Raw genomic sequence first — 20,064 nt, 5'->3', positions numbered from 1 at the left:
GTTTGGTCACGAAGCGTCATCCTGCATGAGTTTGGCCGTGCAATAGGCCGTTCGCAGGCAAAGGTCTAGTCTGTTTCGGGGTTTGCCGTGGCGACGCCTGTGGATTGAGTGGTGAAAAATTGGTCGAACGCGCCGAGACAGTCGACGATACGAAAGAGTTAGCAGAAAACGACTAAGAGTTCGTAAACGGGCTGGAAAAATCTGCGGACCCCCGTCAGGGTGATGAAAAAAAGGAGCCGTTTCATGAAGCTGACCGATCTTGAGATTTTTGTGGTTGGAAACCGTCCACCCGGTTGGGGCGGGCGGTATTTCATTTTCGTCAAACTCACCACGGATAATGGCATTGTCGGCTACGGCGAGGTCTATGCCGCAGCGGTGGGACCCGAGGCGATGTGTGCGGTGATAAAAGATGTGTTTGAACGTCATATGATGGGGGAGAATGTTGAAAACATTGAGCTTATGTTCCGCCGTGCGTATTCGTCTGGCTTTACCCAGCGACCTGATCCGACGACCATTGGCGCGTTTTCGGGGATGGAAATTGCCTGTTGGGATATTTTGGGCAAGGCCCATGATCGGCCCGTTTACGCGCTGATGGGCGGGCTGATGAACGAGCGGATACGGTCTTATACTTATCTCTATCCGATGGAGCATCATGAAATTACGGCGTTTTGGTCGTCTCCCGAGATGGCGGCTGAAAGTGCAAAAGCCGCTGTGGATCAAGGGTTTACGGCAGTGAAATTTGATCCCGCAGGACCCTATACGATGCGGGGGGGGCATATGCCTGCGATGGGCGATATCGCGCAATCGGTGGCGTTTTGTAAGGCGATCCGCGAGGCGGTTGGCGATAAGGCGGACCTGCTGTTTGGAACGCATGGGCAGTTTTCAACGGCGGGGGCGATCCGTTTGGGGCAGGCGCTGGAACCCTATTCCCCCTTGTGGTTTGAAGAGCCGATCCCGCCTGACAATATCGAGGAAATGGCCAAGGTGGCGCGCGCGGTTCGCATCCCTGTGGCAACGGGTGAACGCCTTGTTTCCAAAGCAGAATTTGCGCCTGTCTTGCGGTCGGGTGCGGCAACTATTTTGCAACCCGCGTTGGGGCGGTCTGGTGGGATTTTAGAGACCAAAAAGATCGCCGCCATTGCCGAAGTGTATAACGCCCAAATGGCACCGCATTTGTATGCGGGACCCGTGGAATGGGCGGCGAATATTCAACTGGCGGCGAACATTCCAAACCTGCTGATGGCGGAGACCATTCAGACCGGTGGGGCGTTTCATCTCGACCTGATTAAGCATACAATTCAATGGGATAACGGGTATATCGTGGCCCCAACCGCCCCAGGACTGGGCATTGAGTTTGACGAAGATTTGGCCCGTGCGAACCCTTGGACGGGGGAGGGATTGCATCTGGAAATGCAGGAAGCGGCTCCGCGATATGATCAAGCCAATGCCTTTGCTGGCGGGGCCCCGCCCGTCGAGGACTGAAGCGGGCGCACGGTGCGTTAAGACACGCTGGGGTAGGACTTTGTTAAGAGGATGCAAACCACCCCGCAAACCAGCCAGCTTTACGCCAGCAAGTTTGGTGGAATGACGCGTTAACGATTTGCGCAACGGGTTTGGTTGATATGGGCACAGGGAGTGGCCAAATTGAGGGTGGAAGGAGTGGCGGTTTGGTTGAGATTTCGGAGGTTGTGGATCGGGCGACGCTAGAGACGTATTTACTGGAGCAGCCCGAAGAGGTGGCGCAGGTGATCGCTGCGCGTGTCGCTCTGCGCATGTGGCCAATGTTGGTTATTAATAGCGTTTGGGAAGACAACTGGACACGTTTGATTCTTACTGGGCAACGTGCAAACTTAATTGCCGCAGTTGCTAGCACATGGCCAACCCCTGAAATCAAGATTGTCGTCGATGGTGCCTACGCCGCTGTCGATGCAGCCGTCGATGCGGCCATCGGTGCGGCTGTTACCAATGACGCCGATGTTTCCCCAGCCGCCGCTGCCGCCCACGCTGCCGCCAAGGCCACTGATGCGGTCAGCGCCGATGCGGCCATCGTCGCAGCCACCCAGGCCGCCATAGCTGCTTCTGATGCTTCTGATGCCGCAGCCATTGTCGCAGCAAATTCCGCTGTTTACTGGTCAGTTATTCGATCCGATTTAAAGGCATTATCCCAAGGTCTGTCACCTGTTGGGTTGATGGGAACATCGCTATGGGTTGACGGCGTGCCTGATCAGGTGTCGAAACAATGGGCCGAGGTGAAAACAAAACTGACAGCGCGAGGAGAGCATTGGGAGGTTTGGTATCCAATTTATGAAGGTTTTCGCGACGGCAAATTGTTGTCGCGTAAAGTGTTAGAAAAGGTAGCGCTTATCCCTGATGAGGATTGGCGCGAAAATGATGTCGCCTACACCAATGGGGTGATTGCTGGGATTTTTGCGGAGGCTGATGGCAATCCAAAACCAGCAAAGAGCGAAGGGAATGTCGAAACAATTTTGGACACATCCATCCTGCGTTCGGCATTGGCGGACTTTAGCTATGACGATTTAAAAAACCTTATGCGGATGGTTCCTTTTCCAAGTGACCTTTCTGACCTAGAGGATGAACGGCTTCAAAAAGACATTTCTGAACTTCTTGAACTGCTCCGCAGTAAGTCAGAGAGATTGTTGGCGTCGCTGGAAACCAAGCAAATCGACGAGGGGTTTCGACGTGAGTTGCAGGACTATGCAGGTGAAGTTAAACGCCCTTTGCGCGATCTGCGCCCGCGATTGCTGATGTTCTCTGGAACGGATTTGCATGAGGCGAGTTTGGACAGCTGGATCGCGGATGTGATCGGCGACCGATTGCAATCTCAGTTGGAGCGGTTGGTTGAGCAGCATTTTGAATTGATGCGGCACTACTTTGCAGCCGCCTTGGCACGAACTGGTCATTTGGACAAAGTTGAGATTGATGCGGATGCAACCCCATCATCGATATCAGAAGCATTGAAGTCAGCATTTTCAGGTGTGCTGGAAAGCGAGACAGACAATATTCCTAAGTTGGATGAAAATGATGCTGCTGTCTTAAAAAGCCGATTGGATGAAATCACACTGGAGGCGACGAAGTTGGATGCAGCTGACAGCGACGTTGATCCAGCGAAGTTGGCCAAGTTTAACAAAAAAGCGAAGGCGCTTGCGGTTACTTTGGTGCGATTGTCACTGCGATCTTTGCAGGTGGCGGGACAGGTCGGCGATAAAGCTCTGGACATAACTGCAAAAACGGCAGGGGTGGCAGGTGTGAGTTACGTGTTCCTGCCCGTGCAAACGCGCGTGGCTTTCGAGCAGTTGTTGGCGATCTTTAAAAACATTCCTTGGCCGATTTGATGGGCTTTGGCGGGCTTAAGCCCGCCCTACGGGATATTTGGGGGGCGGGTGTGACAACGTCATGCCCGACCTCGGGAGATGCTGCGGCTCGTTGCAAGGTTGCTGTACTCCTTACATTTCGCCTTTCGCTGTCATTTTGGCGGAATGCCCTCCCGTGGGGGAGGTCGGGCATGGCGCTGGCGCGCTTTGGGGTATTTTTTAGCTGTTCTCGCCTAAAAAATATCCCTCTTGTAAGCAGTGCTCTCTGGGTCTAGTTTCCCCCTACTGAGTTTAAGGTTATTATTTCCATGTCCAACACACGTGCGGTTTATTTCATCCTGTTGACGGTGATGATTGATGCGATTGGCATTGGTCTGATTATGCCTGTGATGGATGATCTAATGCTAGATCTGGGCGGGTCCACTTTGGCGAATGCGGCGATTTGGGGGGGATTATGTCCACCGTTTTCGCGCTGATGCAGTTTTTGTTTGGGCCGCTGATCGGAAATCTGTCGGACCGATTTGGGCGACGTAAAGTGCTTTTGGTGTCCCTGTCTGTAATGGCAGTGGATTATGTGTTGATGGGGATTGCGTGGTCGATTTGGCTGTTGCTGGCGGCGCGTGTTTTGGGCGGAATCACGGCGGCGAACCATTCCACGGCCAGCGCAGTGATTGCGGATGTGTCAAAGCCCGAAGAGCGGGGCGCGAATTTCGGATTGCTGGGCGCGGCCTTTGGCATTGGGTTTATTCTGGGGCCTGTCATCGGTGGGTTTGCCGCTGAATGGGGACCGCGTGCGCCGTTCTTTGTAGCGGCTGTTTTGGCGGGAGCCATTGCGCTTTATGGCGCCTTGGCATTTGAAGAGACTTTGAACGAGAAGAACCGCCGCACTTTTGAATGGCATCGTGCATTGCCGTGGGGGGCTATCGCGCAGGTGAGCCAGTTTGCCGGGCAAACGCGTTTGTTAGTAGTTCTCTTTTTTCAAGAGTTCGCGTTTATTGTATACCCCTCTACTTGGGCGTTTTTTACGTTTGCGATGTTCGGTTGGGAAAATTGGGTTGTTGGCCTATCGCTCGGCGCGTTTGGGGCGATGATGGCGCTGTCGCAAGGGGTGCTAATCCGCGTGGTGATCCCGCGATTGGGGGAACAACGCACCGCCGTTTTGGGCCTGTCGATGGAGTTTCTGTCGTTTGTGGGCATCGCCTTTGCCCCTGCCACTTGGGTGATTTTTGCACTGCTGCCGCTGAGCGCGCTTGGCATGTTGGCTGGGCCCGCGATGCAAGGGATCATGAGCCGTGCGGTGCCTGACAATGCGCAAGGGGAATTGCAGGGCGTGGTCAGTTCGGTGCGTGCGATTGCGTCCATTCTGGCGCCGTCGGTGATGGTTGGTCTGTTCTGGGTGTTCAGTGATGAAGGCTGGATGTTCACATTCCCAGGGGCGCCGTTTGTTTTGTCGGCGCTGTTGATGCTAATCGCTATTCGCATCATGTGGGGCTATGGCAAGCGGATCACAGGATAAAATCTGTTTCCGAGATGCCGTGAAAGTGGCTGAGGCGGATCACCATGTCTTTGCTGCCGTCCCCGTCTATGTCGATGGACAAATAGGTGTGCAGGGTGGTGATATCGAGTGCGATTTCCGCTGAACCTGAGCCTGATAGCGGGCCTGTGGTGTTCAGTGTGAAGGTGCTGTTGGACAGGTTTGAGAGGTCAATCGTGTCGATCCCGCTTTCAAAATCGGTGATGCGGTCTGCGGTGGCGCGAAGGTCGCCGCTGTCGGCAAGAGTGTTAAAGATGAAAGTATCCGCACCGCTGCCCCCACTGAGTTTGTCGCGGCCAGACCCGCCTGTGAGCGTGTCATCGCCCGAACTGCCATAAAGGCGATCTTTGCCGTTGCCGCCCTTTAGAACATCGTCGTCGTTGCCGCCGTAGAGTCGATCTTTGCCGTCATTGCCGAGCAGTGTGTCGTTGCCTTTGGCCCCTGTAAGGGAATCGTTTCCGGCGTGGCCTTTGAGGTAATCGTTGCCATTGCCGCCAAACAGGCGGTCTTTGCCATCGTTGCCAAAAAGGGTGTCGTGGCCGTTATGGCCATAGATGATATCTGCGCCAGCGTGGCCGAGCAAAACATCCGCGCCCGTGTCCCCTGTGAGTGTGTTGTCCAAGGCGTTGCCTTCGCCACGTTGGCCCGTTTCGTTTGCGATGACAAGATTTTCGCTGGAGGCATCAAGGGTAAAATCGACGGATGTTGTGATCGTGTCGATGCCATCACCGCCGTTGGTTTGGGCGGCGTTGTGGTGGATGAAAAAGCTGTCGTCGCCTTGGCCACCGAACAACACGTCATCTGTGTGAGTGGTCAGTTTATCCTGCCCGCCACCGCCATAGATGGTGCCAGATACGCTGCCTGTTGGGGTAGAGGTGTAGACATCGTTGCCAAAGCTGAGCGTGATATCCCCGTCGATCAGCCCTGTGTTGTCAACGCGATCAAACCCTGCGCCAAACAGCACATCGCCCGTGATTGTGCCGCCGTTGATGACGGTTCCGCTGCCTTGTTGTTTTTGAATGGCGATGCCTGCGGTGGCGGTGAGTGTGCCGGTGTTGTTTACCGATAGGGCGCCGTTGCCGATCATGATGATGGCTGTTGTGCCCGATAGTGACCCTGTGTTGATAATCTGTGCGGCCTCTGCGCCGTTGAGTGCGTAGATGCCAGCGCCTGTGGTGGATGAGATTGTGCCAGAATTATCGAGCGTGAGGCGGGTGTAATTGTTGCGTACGGCATGCAGATCGGCGGTGATAGTGCCGCTGTTGGTCAGGACAGCGTAATCCGTGGCGATGGCCGTGCCGTTAAATACGACTCCCATGCCCGATGTGGAGTGGATGACATTGGTGTTGTGCAACGTGTTGGTTTGCTGCGCGGCAGAGGCGTGAAAGATAACAGCTGTTTGTTGCGCCGAGGTGAGCGATCCGTTGTTGGTAATGAGGTTCCCCCAGCCGAATGTGCAGATGGCGTGGCCCGTGTTGGACGCGATGTTGCCGTTGGAGCCAATGGTGATGTGGTGGGCAGATTGGTTGGCCGCGTTTCCTTGCAGATCAATGGCGGTGGCGGTGGCATTGATCACGCCGAGGATTTCGATGTCGACATCGGTGACAGAGGCATCGCCCGAAATGGCAGGGGCGCTGGTGATCGAGCTGTCAGAGGCGAGGATATAGCTCGACTGTGACGCAACAGTCTGCGTTGTTGTCAAATCCCCTTGCCAAACGGTCGTCGACATATGCTCCACACCTTTTGAGCCTGCGGCAAAAACAGAAGCAGGCACGAACATTTAACCGTTTTTTAAGTTTAGAGCGTTAACAGTGTGTTAAGGATTTAGCTTGGATTCTATTTCAGGTTGTGGAACGCCGCTGTTTTTTATCCATCAATGCGTTTTGCTATGATGGCGATGGCTTTTTGGTACACACCTGCGGCATTCCATTGCTTGATCACTTTGAAATTCGGTTCGCCTTGTTGATAACCCTTACCCGGTTTCCAACCCTTTTGGCGCAGGAAGTTGGCGGTAGAGGCCAGCGCGTCTGCTTGGTTGTAAAGGTCCACACGGCCATCGCCACTGGCGTCTACTCCGTATTTTAGGGCGTTGCCTGGCAAGAATTGTGTGTGCCCCAATTCGCCGTGTTTCGCGCCCTTGGTGGCCCCTGTGATGGAGCCTTGATCCACCAGTTTCAACGCGCCAATGGCGTGGGGTTTAAAGAAATCAGAGCGACGGCAATCATAGGTGAGCGTGGTGATGGCAGAGACCACTTGGGAGTTGCCCATGAACCCGCCAAAGCCTGTTTCCATGCCGTGAATGGCAAGGATGACGCCCGCTGGTACACCGTATTTCTTTTCGAGGGAGTTGAAGAAACTGGCGCTTTTGGCTTTGCGACTTTTGCCTTTGGAAACGATGGCATTTGCGCCGCGCACTTTCATGAATTTTTCGAGTGTGAATTTAAACGACTTTTGGTTGCGGTCGGCCTTAATCGTGCCTGTCGCGTATTGCGCGTTGGCGAGCGCATTCAGCCCGCGTTTTTTCACCCCTGCCTTTTTGGCTTCGGCTGCGAATTCTTTTTTCCACGTGCTAAACCCAGCACTGGTGTTGCCGCAGGTGGCGGCGAAGGCGGGTGCGGTGGCAAGGATGGCTGTGCTGAAAATGATGCTGCGTAGTAACATGATGGTCCCCTAAAGTATCTGGGGAGATCATATCGTGAATTTGCGAAAGGGAAAGTGGCGAGATCGCTTGTGTTGAAAGGTACGCTGTGTTTGCTTTGGGAAAAAGGAGCATACGATGAATGTCAGAACGCAAACCTGTGCCTGCGGGCAAGTTCAGTTTGAAGCCACTGGCGCGCCGATTGTGGCGGGTGTTTGTTACTGTGATGATTGTCAGGCAGGCGGCCGCATAATCGAGGCGCTGCCAGATGCCAAACCTGCGTTAAGCGCGGACGGAGGCGGGGATTACCTGACCTATCGCGATGATCGGTATCGGTGTGTGAAGGGGGCAGAATTGCTGGTAGGCCATGCGTTGAAAGCTAAGTCGCCGACGAAACGATATGTGGCGGGGTGCTGTAACACGGCGATGTATTTGAAGTACAAACGCGGACATTGGGTTTCGACGTTTCGAAATGCGTTTGGCGGGGAAACACCACCTGTGGAAATGCGCACAAATTTGAAATGGCGCGACAGTGATCTGCCGTTTGAGGATGACGCGCCTCGGTATCAGCGGTTTCCGATGGCGCTGTTTGGGCGGTTGATTGGGGCAAAGGTGGCGATGGTTTTGGGGCGGTGAGGGGTGAATGCTCGTCTTATTGAATAGATCTGGTGGACAAATTATCTTGTTGTATATGAGGTTAGGTTTGAAAAGGTTTTTGGTGATTTGTCTGCTCCTTACGGTGGTGGGCGCTGCACAGGCAGACACGCTGAATGTGCAAAGTTATTTGGAAACGCTTAACTTGATGAAATCGAATTTGGAGGGACGTGAAGACGTGAAGTCTGTCACCCTGAACAAAGCAGACAATAGTTTGTCAGTGTTTACAAAGTCAGGAAGTGAGATCACAGTTTTTCCTGACAATTTGTTTCAGAAGCTTCGAGGAGCTGAGAGCGAGCTGGAGCGCTTTGAAGAATTCACCTTTCACATGCAAACGTTGAACACGTCATTTACAGGGGGTGCAGACATTGCCGCCCAACTTAGCGCAAGAGATCTGAGTTCAATTAGGACGCTTGTGAGACACGAAAGTTTGAAGACCCAAGCAAATGATCTTAGCAATTCAGTTGTTAGCAAACCATTTGTGGGAGATTTACACATCTTTGTTGCCTTAGATACGCCCACCACTATCGAGTATCTTGTGGAAAGTCAGTTAGCGGGCAGTGGGTTTACACGGGACAATCTGATTGATCGAGGTTTGCGTAACCTAAAAGAGAAACCTCAGATTGAAGACTTGGGACGTGGATTAAAGGCGTTGTTCTATGATGGAACTTACGAGGCAAGTTTCCTGCTGGACACCAAGTTTTGGGACCGACTTTTTGAGCGAACAGGTGCGTTTTATATGATAGTGCCAACGCGTGACGTTGTTGTTTATTCGCTAGATGTCAGTCTTAAGAGCAGGCAGGCGATTTTGGATATACACGGAAAAATTCTCGAAGATGGATCTTATCCGCTGTCGGATAAATTGTATGTTCGCCATGCCGATGGGTGGAAGGTTTCGCGTTAGGTGACTGTTGTTGTACAGTCGAGCAGCAGCTGACCGCGGATGGGGAAGCGATTGGCTTTGGAACCCTTTTTTGGTGCGCACGTCTTCTATGTTCCTTTGGTACAACTGCGTTGCGAAATCACCCGCCCAAGGGGCGGGTGAGTGATGCTCGGCGGGCTTTCCTTGATTCCGAGCGTTTTACAAAAAAGCCCCGCGCGGTTTGCACCGTGCGGGGCTTTCTATTTTCTTGAGCATATTCCTTAGTTCGGAACGTCGCCTTCAATGCCTTCAACGTAGAAGTTCATTGTGGCCAATGTGCCGTCGTCAGCGCGTTCGCCTTCGGCCAACCATGCAGAACCGTCTTGTTTGTTGATTGGGCCAGTGAAGGAGTGCATTTCGCCTGACTTCAGCTTTTCGATGATCGCGTTGGCGGAGGCCTGAACGTCAGCAGGAACTTTGTCGGAAAACTCACCGATGGCAACCATGCCAGGTGCGATGCCGTCCCATGTGTCTGTGCTTTCCCATGTGCCATCGAGAACCGCTTTGGTGCGGGCGATGTAGTAAGGAGCCCAGTCATCAATGATGGAAGACAGGCGTGCGTTTGGACCGAACTGTTTCATGTCAGACGCTTGGCCAAAGGCATAAATGCCTTTTTCTTCGGCGATGGTCATAGCAGCAGGGGAATCCGTGTGCTGCATGATGATGTCGGCGCCTTGTTCGATCAGGGCGTTTGCCGCGTCTGCTTCTTTGCCTGGATCAAACCAAGTGTAGACCCAAACGATTTTCATCTTCACGTCTGGGTTCACTTTTTTCGCGGCAAGGTAGGACGCGTTGATGCCACGGATCACTTCTGGAATTGGGAAGGACGCGATGTAGCCGATTGTGTTTGTTTCGGTCATGTGCCCCGCGATGTGACCGATGACTGTGCGGCCTTCATAGAAACGAGCGGAGTATGTGGACACGTTGTCGGCGCGTTTAAAGCCAGTGGCGTGTTCGAATTTCACGTCTGGGAATTTTTTCGCAACGTTGATGGTTGGGTCCATGTAGCCGAAGGACGTTGTGAAGATCAGTTTGTGACCTGACAGCGCCATTTGTGTCATCACGCGTTCTGCGTCTGCGCCTTCTGGCACGGATTCAACGAAAGATGTTTCAACTTTGTCGCCAAGCGCTTCTTCTACGGCTTTGCGGCCTTGGTCGTGTTCATAGGACCAGCCGAAATCGCCTGTTGGGCCAACATAGATAAAGCCGACTTTGAGCGGGTCTTCGGCGTGGGCAGCGCCCGCCAAGCCTGTGGCAAGGGCAGCGCCAGCAAGCAGTGTTTTGATGAGGTTCATAGGGGTCTCCTAGTTGGTGTTGTATCGCGCGAGCGGCGATGGTTCTTGTTATAACGGTTATGTCGTTGCGTGAAACAGCTTACCCAGTGATGCAGGTGCATTCAGGCTGGCGCGTGCTTTGTCCGCTGACATTACGACGAGGACAATAATGGTAACGAGGTAGGGAGTCATCGACAAATATGCAGGGGAGATCGACAAACCTGCCGCCTGCAAGTTGAGTTGTAGGACAGTGACGCCCCCAAAGAGATATGCGCCGATCAATGCGCGGCCAGGTTTCCAGCTGGCGAAGACCACAAGGGCGAGTGCGATCCAGCCTGCGCCTGCTGTCATTCCTTCGGTCCATTGCGGGACGCGGACCAGCGAGAGGTATGCGCCGCCCATGCCCGCCATTGCGCCGCCAAAGGCGATGGCGGCAAGGCGGATGCGGATGACTTTGTATCCCAGCGCGTGCGCGGCATCGTGGTTTTCCCCCACAGCGCGTAAAACGAGCCCTGCGCGGGTGCGGTTGAGGAAATACCAAACAGCAAAGACCATCGCCACAGAGATATAGACCATTGGGTCATGGCTGAACAAAAGTGGGCCGATAACGGGCAGGTCGGTGAGAACGGGAAGGTCGAGGCTTTCGAATTTGGGTGGCTTGATGCCTGAGTATTTGTGACCGAGCAGTGCTGCAAAGCCGAGGCCGAACATGGTGAGGCCGAGGCCAGAAGCCACTTGGTTTGCCATCAGGTATTGGGTGAGGATCGCGAAGATCATCGACAGCGCCGCGCCGCAGAGCGCGCCAAAGATGAAGCCGAGCCATGGGGAGCCTGTTGTGACGGCTGCGATAAATCCGCAGACCGCGCCGATGATCATCATGCCTTCAACGCCGAGGTTGAGGACGCCTGATTTTTCCACAACGAGTTCGCCGAGCGCGGCGAGCAGGATCGGGGTGGAGGCCGCCATGAGCGACACGATCAGGGTTATGGGGGAGATTGCGGAGAGGTCCATTATGCGACTCCCTTACTTTTTAGCCGAACGCGGAAGTTGATGAGGATATCGACGCCAAGCAGGAAGAAGAGGAGCATACCTTGGAACGCTTGGATCGCGGCGGCGGGGATTTGCAACTGGAACTGTGCCAGCTCACCCCCGATGTAGGTCAGGGACATCAAGAGGCCCGCGAGTAGGATGCCGATGGGGTTGAGGCGACCAAGGAACGCCACAATGATGGCGGTGAAGCCATAGCCGAGCGGGAAGTTGGTGGAGAGTTTGCCTGCGGGGCCCGTGACTTCGAACAGGCCCGCCATCCCTGCAAGTGCGCCCGAGATACCAAGGCAGAGCGCGATGGTGACGTTGGGGTTGACCCCTGCGAATTTCGAGGCGCGGGCGGATTGGCCTGAGACACGGATTTGAAAGCCGAACAAGTGACGGGTGAGCGCGATGTAGCCGACAATCACGGCGGCCATCATGGCGATGACACCAAAATGTAGACCCGTGTTTGAGATCAGCTCTGCGTTAAATGCAGAGCCGTATTCATTGAAATTGCGCGACTCTGGGAAGCCCATGCCGACAGGGGATTTCATTGGGCCTGTGACCATAGCCGAGAGGAAATTCACCGCCACATAGACCAGCATCAAAGACACGAGGATTTCGTTGGCGTTGAATTTGATTTTCAACAGGGCGGGGATCATGGCCCAGAGAAACCCACCGACTGCGCCCATGAGAATAATCAGCGGGAAGATGATAAAACTTTCATATGGATATAGGGCGAGGGCAGTTCCTCCGCCCACGATGGCCCCCATGATGAACTGGCCTTCGGCCCCGATGTTCCACACATTGGCGCGGAAACCAAAGGACAGGCCGATGGCCATCAGGATCAGTGGGGCCGCTTTGACCAGCAGCTGCGGACGCGTGTAGCTGGCGACCACATCGTTAAAGATGGGGTCCCAAAAGATGATGCGAATGGCGGTGAATGGGTTGGTCCCAAGGATGCCAAACATAATGCCGCCCGCGATCATTGTGGCGATTACTGCAATGATTGGCGTGGCAATGACCATCGCGCGGGATGGTTCAGGGCGTTGTTCAAGCCGCAGCATGATCGACCTCCGTTCCGCCCATCAACAGGCCGATTTCTTCGATTGTGACACCAGCTGCTGAGCGGACGCGCGAGAGGCGGCCCTCTGACAGCACGGCGAATGTGTCTGATATTTCCATCAACTCGTCTAGGTCTTGGCTGATGACCAAAACACCCGCGCCTTGTTCGGCCAGCTCGAGGATGGCCTCGCGGATGAAGGCGGCGGCAGAGGCATCGACGCCCCAAGTGGGTTGGTTCACCACGAGCACATCAGGGCGTTGCATGATTTCACGCCCGATGACGAATTTCTGCAGATTGCCGCCTGACAGGGATTTCGCCGCATTTTCTGTGCCTGGTGTGCGCACATCGAATTTTTCGATGATGGCGCGGGCGAAATTGCGGGTGGCCTGCCATTTGACGAAGCCTTTGTTCGTGAGGCGCTGGCGCGTGTGGCCTGTTAACAATGCGTTTTCGGTGAGTGACATATCAGGGGCGGCGGCATGGCCGAGCCGTTCTTCGGGTGCGGCCAACAGGCCGAGTTGGCGGCGTTGGTTTGGGCCGATGTTGCCGATGTTTTCGCCCTTGAGTTTGATCGCGTCAGGGCTGACGCGTTCTTCGCCTGATAGCGCAAGCAACAGTTCATCTTGGCCGTTGCCTGCCACCCCTGCAACGCCGAGGACTTCGCCTGCGTGCAAAGAAAAGGTGATGTCGCGCAGGGACGTGCCGAAAGGATCGGCGCTTTGCAGCCACATGTCGTTGACATCGAGAAGGCTCGGGCCAGGGGTGTAGGGACGTTTTGACGGGGTTTTCAGTTCGGTCCCGACCATCATTTCGGCCATGGTTTTTGGTGTTTCTTCTGATGGAACGCAGGTGCCGACCACTTTGCCCAAGCGCAGGATTGTGGCGTTGTCGCAGATGGTGCGGATTTCTTCGAGTTTATGGGAAATGTAGAGGATCGACGTTCCTTCATCGCGCAGTTTGCGCAAGGTTTGGAACAGGATGTCCACCTCTTGTGGCGTGAGAACGGATGTGGGTTCGTCCATGATCAGGAGTTTTGGGTTTTGCAAAAGGCAGCGCACAATTTCGACGCGCTGACGCTCCCCTGCAGAGAGATCGCCGACACGGCGGTTTGGGTCGAGCGTCAGGCCATAGTTTGCCGAAACTTCGGTGATTTGTGCGGAAAGTGCCGCGTTTTCGGGTGGGTTTTCCATACCAAGGGATATGTTTTCGGCCACGGTGAGGGCCTCGAACAGAGAAAAGTGCTGGAACACCATTGCAACGCCAGAGGCGCGGGCTTCGCGGGGTTCGGATGGGGTGAAGGGTTGATCATGCAGGCGCATTTCGCCGCTGTCTGGGCGCACGAGGCCGTAGATCATTTTCACCAACGTGGATTTGCCTGCGCCGTTTTCCCCTAGGAGCGCGTGAACCTCGCCCGGTTGGATTTCAAAACCGACATCGTCGTTGGCGATGACGCCAGGATAGGCTTTGGTCAGGCCTGAAAGATGCAAAAGTGGGGTCATGCTGTGGCCCTTTGGTTGGCAGACTGCGTGGCGCTTGCTTTTAGTAATTCGGCGGCAACACCAATGGCAATGGCTTTGGGTGTTTTCCCGAGGTCGCGTTGGCCAATTGGGCAAATCATGCTGGCAATTTGTGCAGATGAATGGCCGAGGTCGGATAATTTGCTGCTGAATCGGGCGCGTTTGGTTTTGGAGCCGATCAAACCGAGGCTGGCGTGATCGCGCGAGAGAATCGCATGGCACAGGTCCAGATCAAGCGCGTGAGAGTATGTTAGCACCAGATGATGCGCATTGGCGGGGGCGTGTTTCACGGCATCCGTCGGGTTTTGTGCGATCAAATAGTTGGCATGGGGCGGGATGTAGCTGGGGAACCGATCCGCGCTGGTGTCGATCCATGTCACTTCAAACGGCATGTCGGCGAGTGTATCGACAATGGCGCGGCCCACGTGACCTGCGCCGTAAAGCCAGAGCGGCGTTTTGGGCTCGGTGAGGGGTTCAAGGAGCCAACCGCCAAGCCAGATGAGGCTCGGGGCTTGGCCTGAATTGCGCAGGGATTTTAGTAGGCGTTTGAACGCGAGAGGTTGTTCGGATGATCCGCTGATTTTGCGAATGTAGGGCCCCGTGTCGGGGGGGAGTGTGTCGAGCGTAAAAGGTTCAAAGACCACCGCGACATTGCCGCCGCAGCATTGGCCAAGGGCGGGGCCAAGTGGGATGTTGAGCGCGGTGGGTTTGCTGATCGTGCGGGCGAAATCGGTGACTTGTTGTTCCAATGCGCCGCCACCAATGGTTCCTGATTGGCCATCTGCCCAGACCAGCATGGATGTACCAGCTTCGCGTGGGGTGGAACCCTGATGATCAGCGATCAGCACGCGGGTGAGCGGGCCGTGTTGGGCGATTGCATCGCGAAGGTCTGACAGATTTAGCCCCATGTCTGACCTTTTTGGCGTGCAACGGCCTTTAATATTTCCTCGGCGGTGGCGGGGGCTTGGAGGTCTGGGTAAATCGAACCGTCACCTGTGGCAGCCACCGCATCGGACAAAGCGAGGAAGGCGGAAATGCCGAGCATGAAGGGGGGTTCGCCCACGGCTTTGGATTTGTAGATCGTGTCCTCAACGTTTTCGCCTTTGTCCCAGAGGGAAACGTTGAACACATCGGGGCGATCCGAACAGGCGGGGATTTTATAGGTGCTGGGGGCGTGGGTTTTCAACACGCCTTTGTCGTCCCAAACCAGCTCTTCGGTGGTGAGCCAGCCCGCACCTTGGACGTATGCGCCTTCGACTTGGCCGATGTCGATGGCGGGGTTCAGGGACTTGCCCACGTCATGGATGATGTCTGTGCGCAGGATGCGGTTTTCGCCCGTTAAGGTGTCGATGACCACTTCGGTCACGGCTGCGCCATAGGCAAAGTAGAAGAAGGGGCGACCTTTGCCAGCCTTGCGGTCCCACTGGATTTTAGGCGTGGCGTAGAAGCCAGTGGAGGATAGGGAAATGCGGTTTTGATAGGCGAGGGCGGTGAGGTCAGAGAAAGAGATTTCCTGTTTGCCGATTTGGACCATACCCTTGCCGAATTCGATTTGATCGGCGGGTGTGTTAAAGTGTTCGGCGGCGAAATCGGTCAGCCGCCCTTTGATGGTTTCACAAGCTGCTTTCACCGCCATACCATTCAGATCAGAGCCAGAAGAGGCGGCGGTGGCGGAGGTGTTTGGAACCTTGGCCGTGTCGGTTGCGGTGATTTTCACCGCGTCGAGCGGCGTTCCGAGAACAGTGGCGGCCACTTGTGCGACTTTGGTGAACAGGCCCTGGCCCATTTCCGTACCACCGTGGTTTAGGTGGATGGACCCGTCGGAATACACATGCACCAACGCGCCTGCTTGGTTCAGGTGCGTGAGGGTGAAAGAAATACCGAATTTCACAGGCGAAATGGCGAGGCCGCGTTTGAGGCGCGGGTTTTCGTGGTTGAACCATTTCACCTGTTCGCGCCGTTTGGAGTATTCGGATTTTTCCAACAGCTCGATCATGATTTGATCGGTGACGGAGTCTGTGACCTCCATGTGGTAGGGTGTGATCTGGCCTGCATTGCGCGATTTATTCGCATAGGCGTTGGCGGTGCGAATGTAGCTGGCGTCCACATCGAGCGTGTGGGCGATGTGGTCGATGACCCGTTCAATGCCGATGACACCTTGTGGGCCACCAAAGCCGCGAAAGGCAGTGGCGGACACGGTGTTGGTTTTGAGGCGGTGCGAGGTGATTTTCGCGTTTGGCAGGTGGTAGGCGTTGTCGGCGTGCAGCATTGCCCGGTCTGCCACGGGGAGCGAGAGGTCTTGGGCCCAGCCGCAGCGGCAATATTGGGTAAATTCTATGCCTTCGATAAAGCCAGCGCCGTTAAAACCGACAGTGTAATCAATTCGGAAATCGTGGCGTTTTCCGGTGATGACCATATCGTCATCGCGGTCATAGCGCATTTTAGCGGGACGCCCGTGTTTGGCTGCGACAATGGCTGTGGCGCACGCAAGACTATTGCCTTGGCTTTCTTTGCCGCCGAACCCGCCACCCATGCGGCGTGTTTCGACGCGAATGTTGTGGAAGGGCACGCCAAGCGCTTCTGCCACTTTGTGCTGGATTTCGGTTGGGTGCTGGGTGGAGGCATGGACCGTGATGTCGCCTTCGTTCGGGACAGAGAGGGCGGCTTGGCCTTCGAGGTAGAAATGTTCTTGGCCACCGATTTCGAATGATCCTGAAAGGGTGTGTTCGGCGTTTTTGATAGCGTCTGCGGCGTCGCCTTTGGCGAAGATAATCGGGTCTTCGAATTTTGTGTCTGCGGCAATTGCATCGTCGATGGAGAGGACGGCGGGCAGCGCTTTGATCTTTACCTTACCCTTTGCCGCCGCTTTTCGCGCCAGCAGGTGGGAGGTGGCGACAACGAGGAAGATCGGTTGGCCGACGAAGTGGACGGAGCCATCTGCCAGCAGGGGTTCGTCGTGGTTGGACGGGGAGACATCGTTGGCGGCGGGTAGGTCATCGGCGGTGAGGACGTCGATGACGCCTTCGGATGCGCGGACGTCTTTGAGGTTTACAGACGTGATGTTTCCGTGAGCCACGTCTGACAAGCCAAATGCGAGGTGCAGGCAGTTGGCAGGTGTTGGAATGTCGTCGGTGTAGCGGGCGGCCCCTGTGACGTGCAGTTTTGCAGCATCATGCGGGGTGGGTTTGTGGACGGTCATGGCGCCACCTCTAGCACGTTGGTGGCGTGTCCTTGGGTTTCATCGAAATACCGTTGCAGCAGGTTTTGCGCGGTTTGAGCACGATAGGTGGCCGAGGCGCGCGCATCGCTGATGGGTTGATAATCTTGCGCGAATTTTGCCATGGCGGTGGTGATCGTGTCTTGGGTCCACGGTTGGCCGATAAGCGCGGTTTCCACGGCGGTGGCGCGTTTGGGGGTGGCGGCCATGCCGCCGAATGCGATGCGAGCGTCTGTGATTTTTTCGCCCGTGCGTGTGATGTTGAAGCAGCCGCAAAGCGCCGAAATATCTTGGTCAAAGCGTTTGCTTATTTTGTAACAACGCAGGTTGTCGGGCTGGTCGGGAATGGCGATGCCGATGACGAATTCGCCGTCGCGGCGGTCTTGTTCGCCATAGGCGATGAAGAAATCCTCAAGCGCCATGTTGCGAAAATCATCGCCGCGGCGCAGGTAGAGTTGTGCGCCAAGGGCGATGAGCGCGGGTGGGCTGTCCCCGATGGGGGAGCCGTTGGCGATGTTGCCCCCGATGGTGGCCGCGTTGCGCACTTGGGTAGAGCCGTAACGGCGGATGAGTTCTGCAAGGCTGGGGTATTTCTTGGCCACAGCGGTGTGGAGTTGGGACAGCGTGACCGATGCGCCGATGGCCATGCGGCCATCTGAAACTTCGATGCCGCGCAGGTCTTCGATTTGGCCGACAAAGGCAACGGGGGAGAGTTCCGCCAAGTCTTTGTTGACCCAGAGGCCCACATCCGTTGCCCCGCCGATCAGGGTGGCGGTGGGGTTTTCAACGTACCAATCGGCAAGCTCGTCAGAGGATTTCGGGACGAAGGCATTTTGCGATTGCAGCGTTTGGGTTTTGGTTGGTTTGTCGGCCTTGAGGTGCTTTGGTTTGGCCTGTTTTTCTGCGGCCTCTGCGGCGCGAATGATCGGGGCGTAGCCCGTGCAGCGGCAGAGGTTTCCGGCCAAAGTGTCATCGTGGTTCGTGTCGCCGTTTTGGTGGGCGGCGGCCATAGACATGATGAAGCCAGGGGTGCAGAACCCGCATTGCGAGCCGTGGTGGTCGATCATTTCGGATTGCACGGGGTGCAGCGTGCCATCGGGGGCGGCGAGCCCTTCGACGGTGCGGATGGATTTGCCGTGAAGTTGGGGAAGAAACAGGATGCAGGCGTTAAGTGCCTTGGCCCCATCGCCATCTGTGACCATGACAGAACAGGCGCCGCAATCGCCCTCGTTACAGCCTTCTTTGGTTCCCGTTAGGCCCCGTGTTTCGCGTAAATACTCTAAAAGCGTGCGCGTGGGGGTGTCGCCTTCCACGCAAACGGTCTCTCCGTTTAGAAGAAACTCGATTTTCATAGGAACAACCCGCCACGGTACTTTGCACGAGGCCTTATGCCCGCACGTTCGATGTGGCGTAGAACATGGTGGCGGCCGCTGCGTCTAGGAAAGCAATTTTAATCAGAGATGGCAACCAAATTCTTATGAAGTGGGTTTTTCCGAGTGTTTTAGCGTTCTTACGTGATGCCGATTGATTTGGCGAAGTCGGAGTATGTGCGTTTGCGGCGATCCGCTTTTTCTGACTCTGTCATGGCAGGCAGAGATGTTGGATCGAACGTGACGCCCGTTCCATCAACAAGGCGGTTCATAAAGTTGAACAGCGCACAGACCTGTACCGCATCATAAAGCGCCTGTTCAGACCAGCCTTGTGAATAGACGTCATTGGCATGGGTTTCCGTGAGTTTTGATGGGGATTGGGTGAGGCATGTTACGTAAGCCACAATCGGTTTCAGCTTTGCGGGAATTGGCGCCGTTTTGGGATCACTGACCATCGCTTCGATCAAAGTATCGTCGATTCCGAAGGCCTCGGCCGCGATTTTATGTGAGCCGTAGCAAAAGGTGCAGGCATTCAAACTCGACACATAAGCGGCGATAAGTTCACGTTCTGCGACGGAAAGATCGCTGTCGCGCAACATGATTTCGTCGATCAAACCCATGATTGTTCCAGCGGCCCGAGGAAACGCTTTCAAGGCGTCGCTAAAATTTGGAGTGTCGGGCAAGCTGGGGAACAAGTTTTTCATGATGCTTTTTCTAAATCACCTTTCGATAGCCGAGTGCGTCCATCACGTCGTCGTCCACTTTGCGATAGATGTATTCGAGGTCTCGTTTTTTGTAGTCGGCTTTGATTTTGTGATATTTATAACGGCGCTGGTAATCTTCGAAGCGCATATTATCGCTGGCCTTGATTGAGCGGCGCACGTTGCCAAAGCCATTGTTGATAGATGGGATATACTCCGCGATGCGGGTCAATTGATCGTCAAAGTCTGAGAGCAAATCTTCGTAGCGGATGTGAATTACGTTGTCAGCGGCGCCCATCAGGGTCACATAAGCGCGCATTTTTTCGTTCCACAGGTGAATCGGGCTGTCGAGGGTTTTGTCACCCACATTGTCGCGTTCGGATACGGGCCACGGGGTTTCGAGGAATTGGTCAAAGCCCATTTCATCGTGATCCCACAGCGGGTTTTCTGGGCGGTTGTGCAGAGATGACAGAAAAAACACAGGATGTTTGGTGATCAGCAGGAACAGCGTGTTTTCCGAATGGGGCGCGGCGCGGATTACATCAACGGGCGGAGCCGCGTGTTTGAGGCCGAAATCGGAATAGAGGATGCGTTCGTGGTATTTGTCTTGTAGGCGGTTGTTTTCAGCGGGCCGCAGTTTCGGTTTGTGCTGTTGTAGCACAAGGCGCAAAACACGTTTATCCACGCCAAAATCACCGCGCAGAATGTCGGTGGCGAAGTTCTTATTCACCAGCTTTTCAAGATAGATGGCGCCCGTGTTCCGCTCCCCATAAATCTTGGTAAAAAGACACGTCATCCTGCTGCTCTTTT

At 55.1% G+C, this 20,064-nt stretch carries 17 protein-coding genes; 6 read left to right on the top strand and 11 right to left on the bottom strand.

The window, feature by feature from the left end:
* The first annotated feature begins 243 nt into the window (after window positions 1-243).
* The 4 genes from QBD29_RS14855 to QBD29_RS14845 all read left to right on the top strand — a co-directional run bounded on the left by QBD29_RS14855 (window position 244) and on the right by QBD29_RS14845 (window position 4,848).
* On the top strand, window positions 244-1,482 hold the full coding sequence (locus tag QBD29_RS14855; RefSeq protein WP_280098866.1) for a mandelate racemase/muconate lactonizing enzyme family protein: 1,239 nt from the start codon (window positions 244-246) through the stop codon (window positions 1,480-1,482).
* A 185-nt stretch (window positions 1,483-1,667) separates the two neighbouring features.
* Complete coding sequence (locus QBD29_RS14850) at window positions 1,668-3,353, top strand: hypothetical protein (RefSeq protein WP_280098865.1); 1,686 nt, start codon at window positions 1,668-1,670, stop codon at window positions 3,351-3,353.
* A gap of 287 nt (window positions 3,354-3,640) precedes the next feature.
* Window positions 3,641-3,808, top strand: coding sequence for a hypothetical protein (locus QBD29_RS17315; RefSeq protein WP_347935926.1), 168 nt, complete (start codon window positions 3,641-3,643; stop codon window positions 3,806-3,808).
* On the top strand, window positions 3,787-4,848 hold the full coding sequence (locus QBD29_RS14845; protein WP_347935924.1) for an MFS transporter: 1,062 nt from the start codon (window positions 3,787-3,789) through the stop codon (window positions 4,846-4,848). The genes QBD29_RS17315 and QBD29_RS14845 overlap by 22 nt, the downstream gene beginning before the upstream one ends.
* Here QBD29_RS14845 and QBD29_RS14840 read toward each other — a convergent pair.
* A complete protein-coding gene (locus QBD29_RS14840; RefSeq protein ID WP_280098864.1) occupies window positions 4,838-6,595 on the bottom strand; it encodes a calcium-binding protein in 1,758 nt (585 codons plus the stop codon). The two genes, QBD29_RS14845 and QBD29_RS14840, sit on opposite strands and share 11 nt — an antisense overlap.
* 137 nt (window positions 6,596-6,732) lie before the next feature.
* Window positions 6,733-7,527, bottom strand: coding sequence for a lytic transglycosylase domain-containing protein (locus QBD29_RS14835; RefSeq protein ID WP_280098863.1), 795 nt, complete (start codon window positions 7,525-7,527; stop codon window positions 6,733-6,735).
* Between the two features lie 115 nt (window positions 7,528-7,642).
* Between QBD29_RS14835 and QBD29_RS14830 the strand changes: the two genes are divergently transcribed.
* Together QBD29_RS14830 and QBD29_RS14825 are read left to right on the top strand one after the other, a co-directional pair.
* Window positions 7,643-8,140 (top strand): hypothetical protein, encoded by a 498-nt coding sequence (locus QBD29_RS14830; RefSeq protein ID WP_280098862.1) that lies wholly within the window; start codon window positions 7,643-7,645, stop codon window positions 8,138-8,140.
* Window positions 8,141-8,147: 7 nt separating this feature from the next.
* On the top strand, window positions 8,148-9,062 hold the full coding sequence (locus QBD29_RS14825; RefSeq protein ID WP_280098861.1) for a DUF1444 family protein: 915 nt from the start codon (window positions 8,148-8,150) through the stop codon (window positions 9,060-9,062).
* A 239-nt stretch (window positions 9,063-9,301) separates the two neighbouring features.
* On the opposite strand, the gene QBD29_RS14820 is transcribed toward QBD29_RS14825, so the two are convergent.
* The 9 genes from QBD29_RS14820 to QBD29_RS14780 all read right to left on the bottom strand — a co-directional run bounded on the left by QBD29_RS14820 (window position 9,302) and on the right by QBD29_RS14780 (window position 20,050).
* Window positions 9,302-10,375 (bottom strand): BMP family ABC transporter substrate-binding protein, encoded by a 1,074-nt coding sequence (locus QBD29_RS14820; protein WP_280098860.1) that lies wholly within the window; start codon window positions 10,373-10,375, stop codon window positions 9,302-9,304.
* Between the two features lie 57 nt (window positions 10,376-10,432).
* The gene (locus tag QBD29_RS14815; protein ID WP_280098859.1) at window positions 10,433-11,365 is read right to left on the bottom strand and encodes an ABC transporter permease; all 933 of its coding nucleotides are present in this window, start codon (window positions 11,363-11,365) and stop codon (window positions 10,433-10,435) included.
* Window positions 11,365-12,450, bottom strand: coding sequence for an ABC transporter permease (locus QBD29_RS14810; protein ID WP_280098858.1), 1,086 nt, complete (start codon window positions 12,448-12,450; stop codon window positions 11,365-11,367). Before QBD29_RS14810 ends, QBD29_RS14815 begins: the two co-directional genes overlap by 1 nt.
* Window positions 12,437-13,948: an ABC transporter ATP-binding protein gene (locus tag QBD29_RS14805; RefSeq protein ID WP_280098857.1), complete on the bottom strand. Its 1,512-nt coding sequence runs from the start codon at window positions 13,946-13,948 to the stop codon at window positions 12,437-12,439. The genes QBD29_RS14810 and QBD29_RS14805 overlap by 14 nt, the downstream gene beginning before the upstream one ends.
* Entirely contained in the window at window positions 13,945-14,874 is a 930-nt protein-coding gene (gene xdhC / locus QBD29_RS14800) for a xanthine dehydrogenase accessory protein XdhC (protein ID WP_280098856.1), read from the bottom strand. Before xdhC ends, QBD29_RS14805 begins: the two co-directional genes overlap by 4 nt.
* On the bottom strand, window positions 14,865-17,165 hold the full coding sequence (gene xdhB / locus QBD29_RS14795; protein ID WP_280098855.1) for a xanthine dehydrogenase molybdopterin binding subunit: 2,301 nt from the start codon (window positions 17,163-17,165) through the stop codon (window positions 14,865-14,867). Before xdhB ends, xdhC begins: the two co-directional genes overlap by 10 nt.
* Entirely contained in the window at window positions 17,162-18,535 is a 1,374-nt protein-coding gene (gene xdhA / locus QBD29_RS14790) for a xanthine dehydrogenase small subunit (RefSeq protein WP_280098854.1), read from the bottom strand. The genes xdhB and xdhA overlap by 4 nt, the downstream gene beginning before the upstream one ends.
* Window positions 18,536-18,693: 158 nt before the next feature.
* Window positions 18,694-19,257: a peroxidase-related enzyme gene (locus QBD29_RS14785; RefSeq protein WP_280098853.1), complete on the bottom strand. Its 564-nt coding sequence runs from the start codon at window positions 19,255-19,257 to the stop codon at window positions 18,694-18,696.
* Window positions 19,258-19,267: 10 nt separating this feature from the next.
* Entirely contained in the window at window positions 19,268-20,050 is a 783-nt protein-coding gene (locus QBD29_RS14780; RefSeq protein WP_280098852.1) for a hypothetical protein, read from the bottom strand.
* Between the last annotated feature and the right edge of the window lie 14 nt (window positions 20,051-20,064).

The sequence above is a fragment of the Amylibacter sp. IMCC11727 genome, from assembly GCF_029854195.1.
Lineage (GTDB): Bacteria > Pseudomonadota > Alphaproteobacteria > Rhodobacterales > Rhodobacteraceae > Amylibacter.
This window is presented reverse-complemented; position numbering and strand designations above follow the sequence as displayed.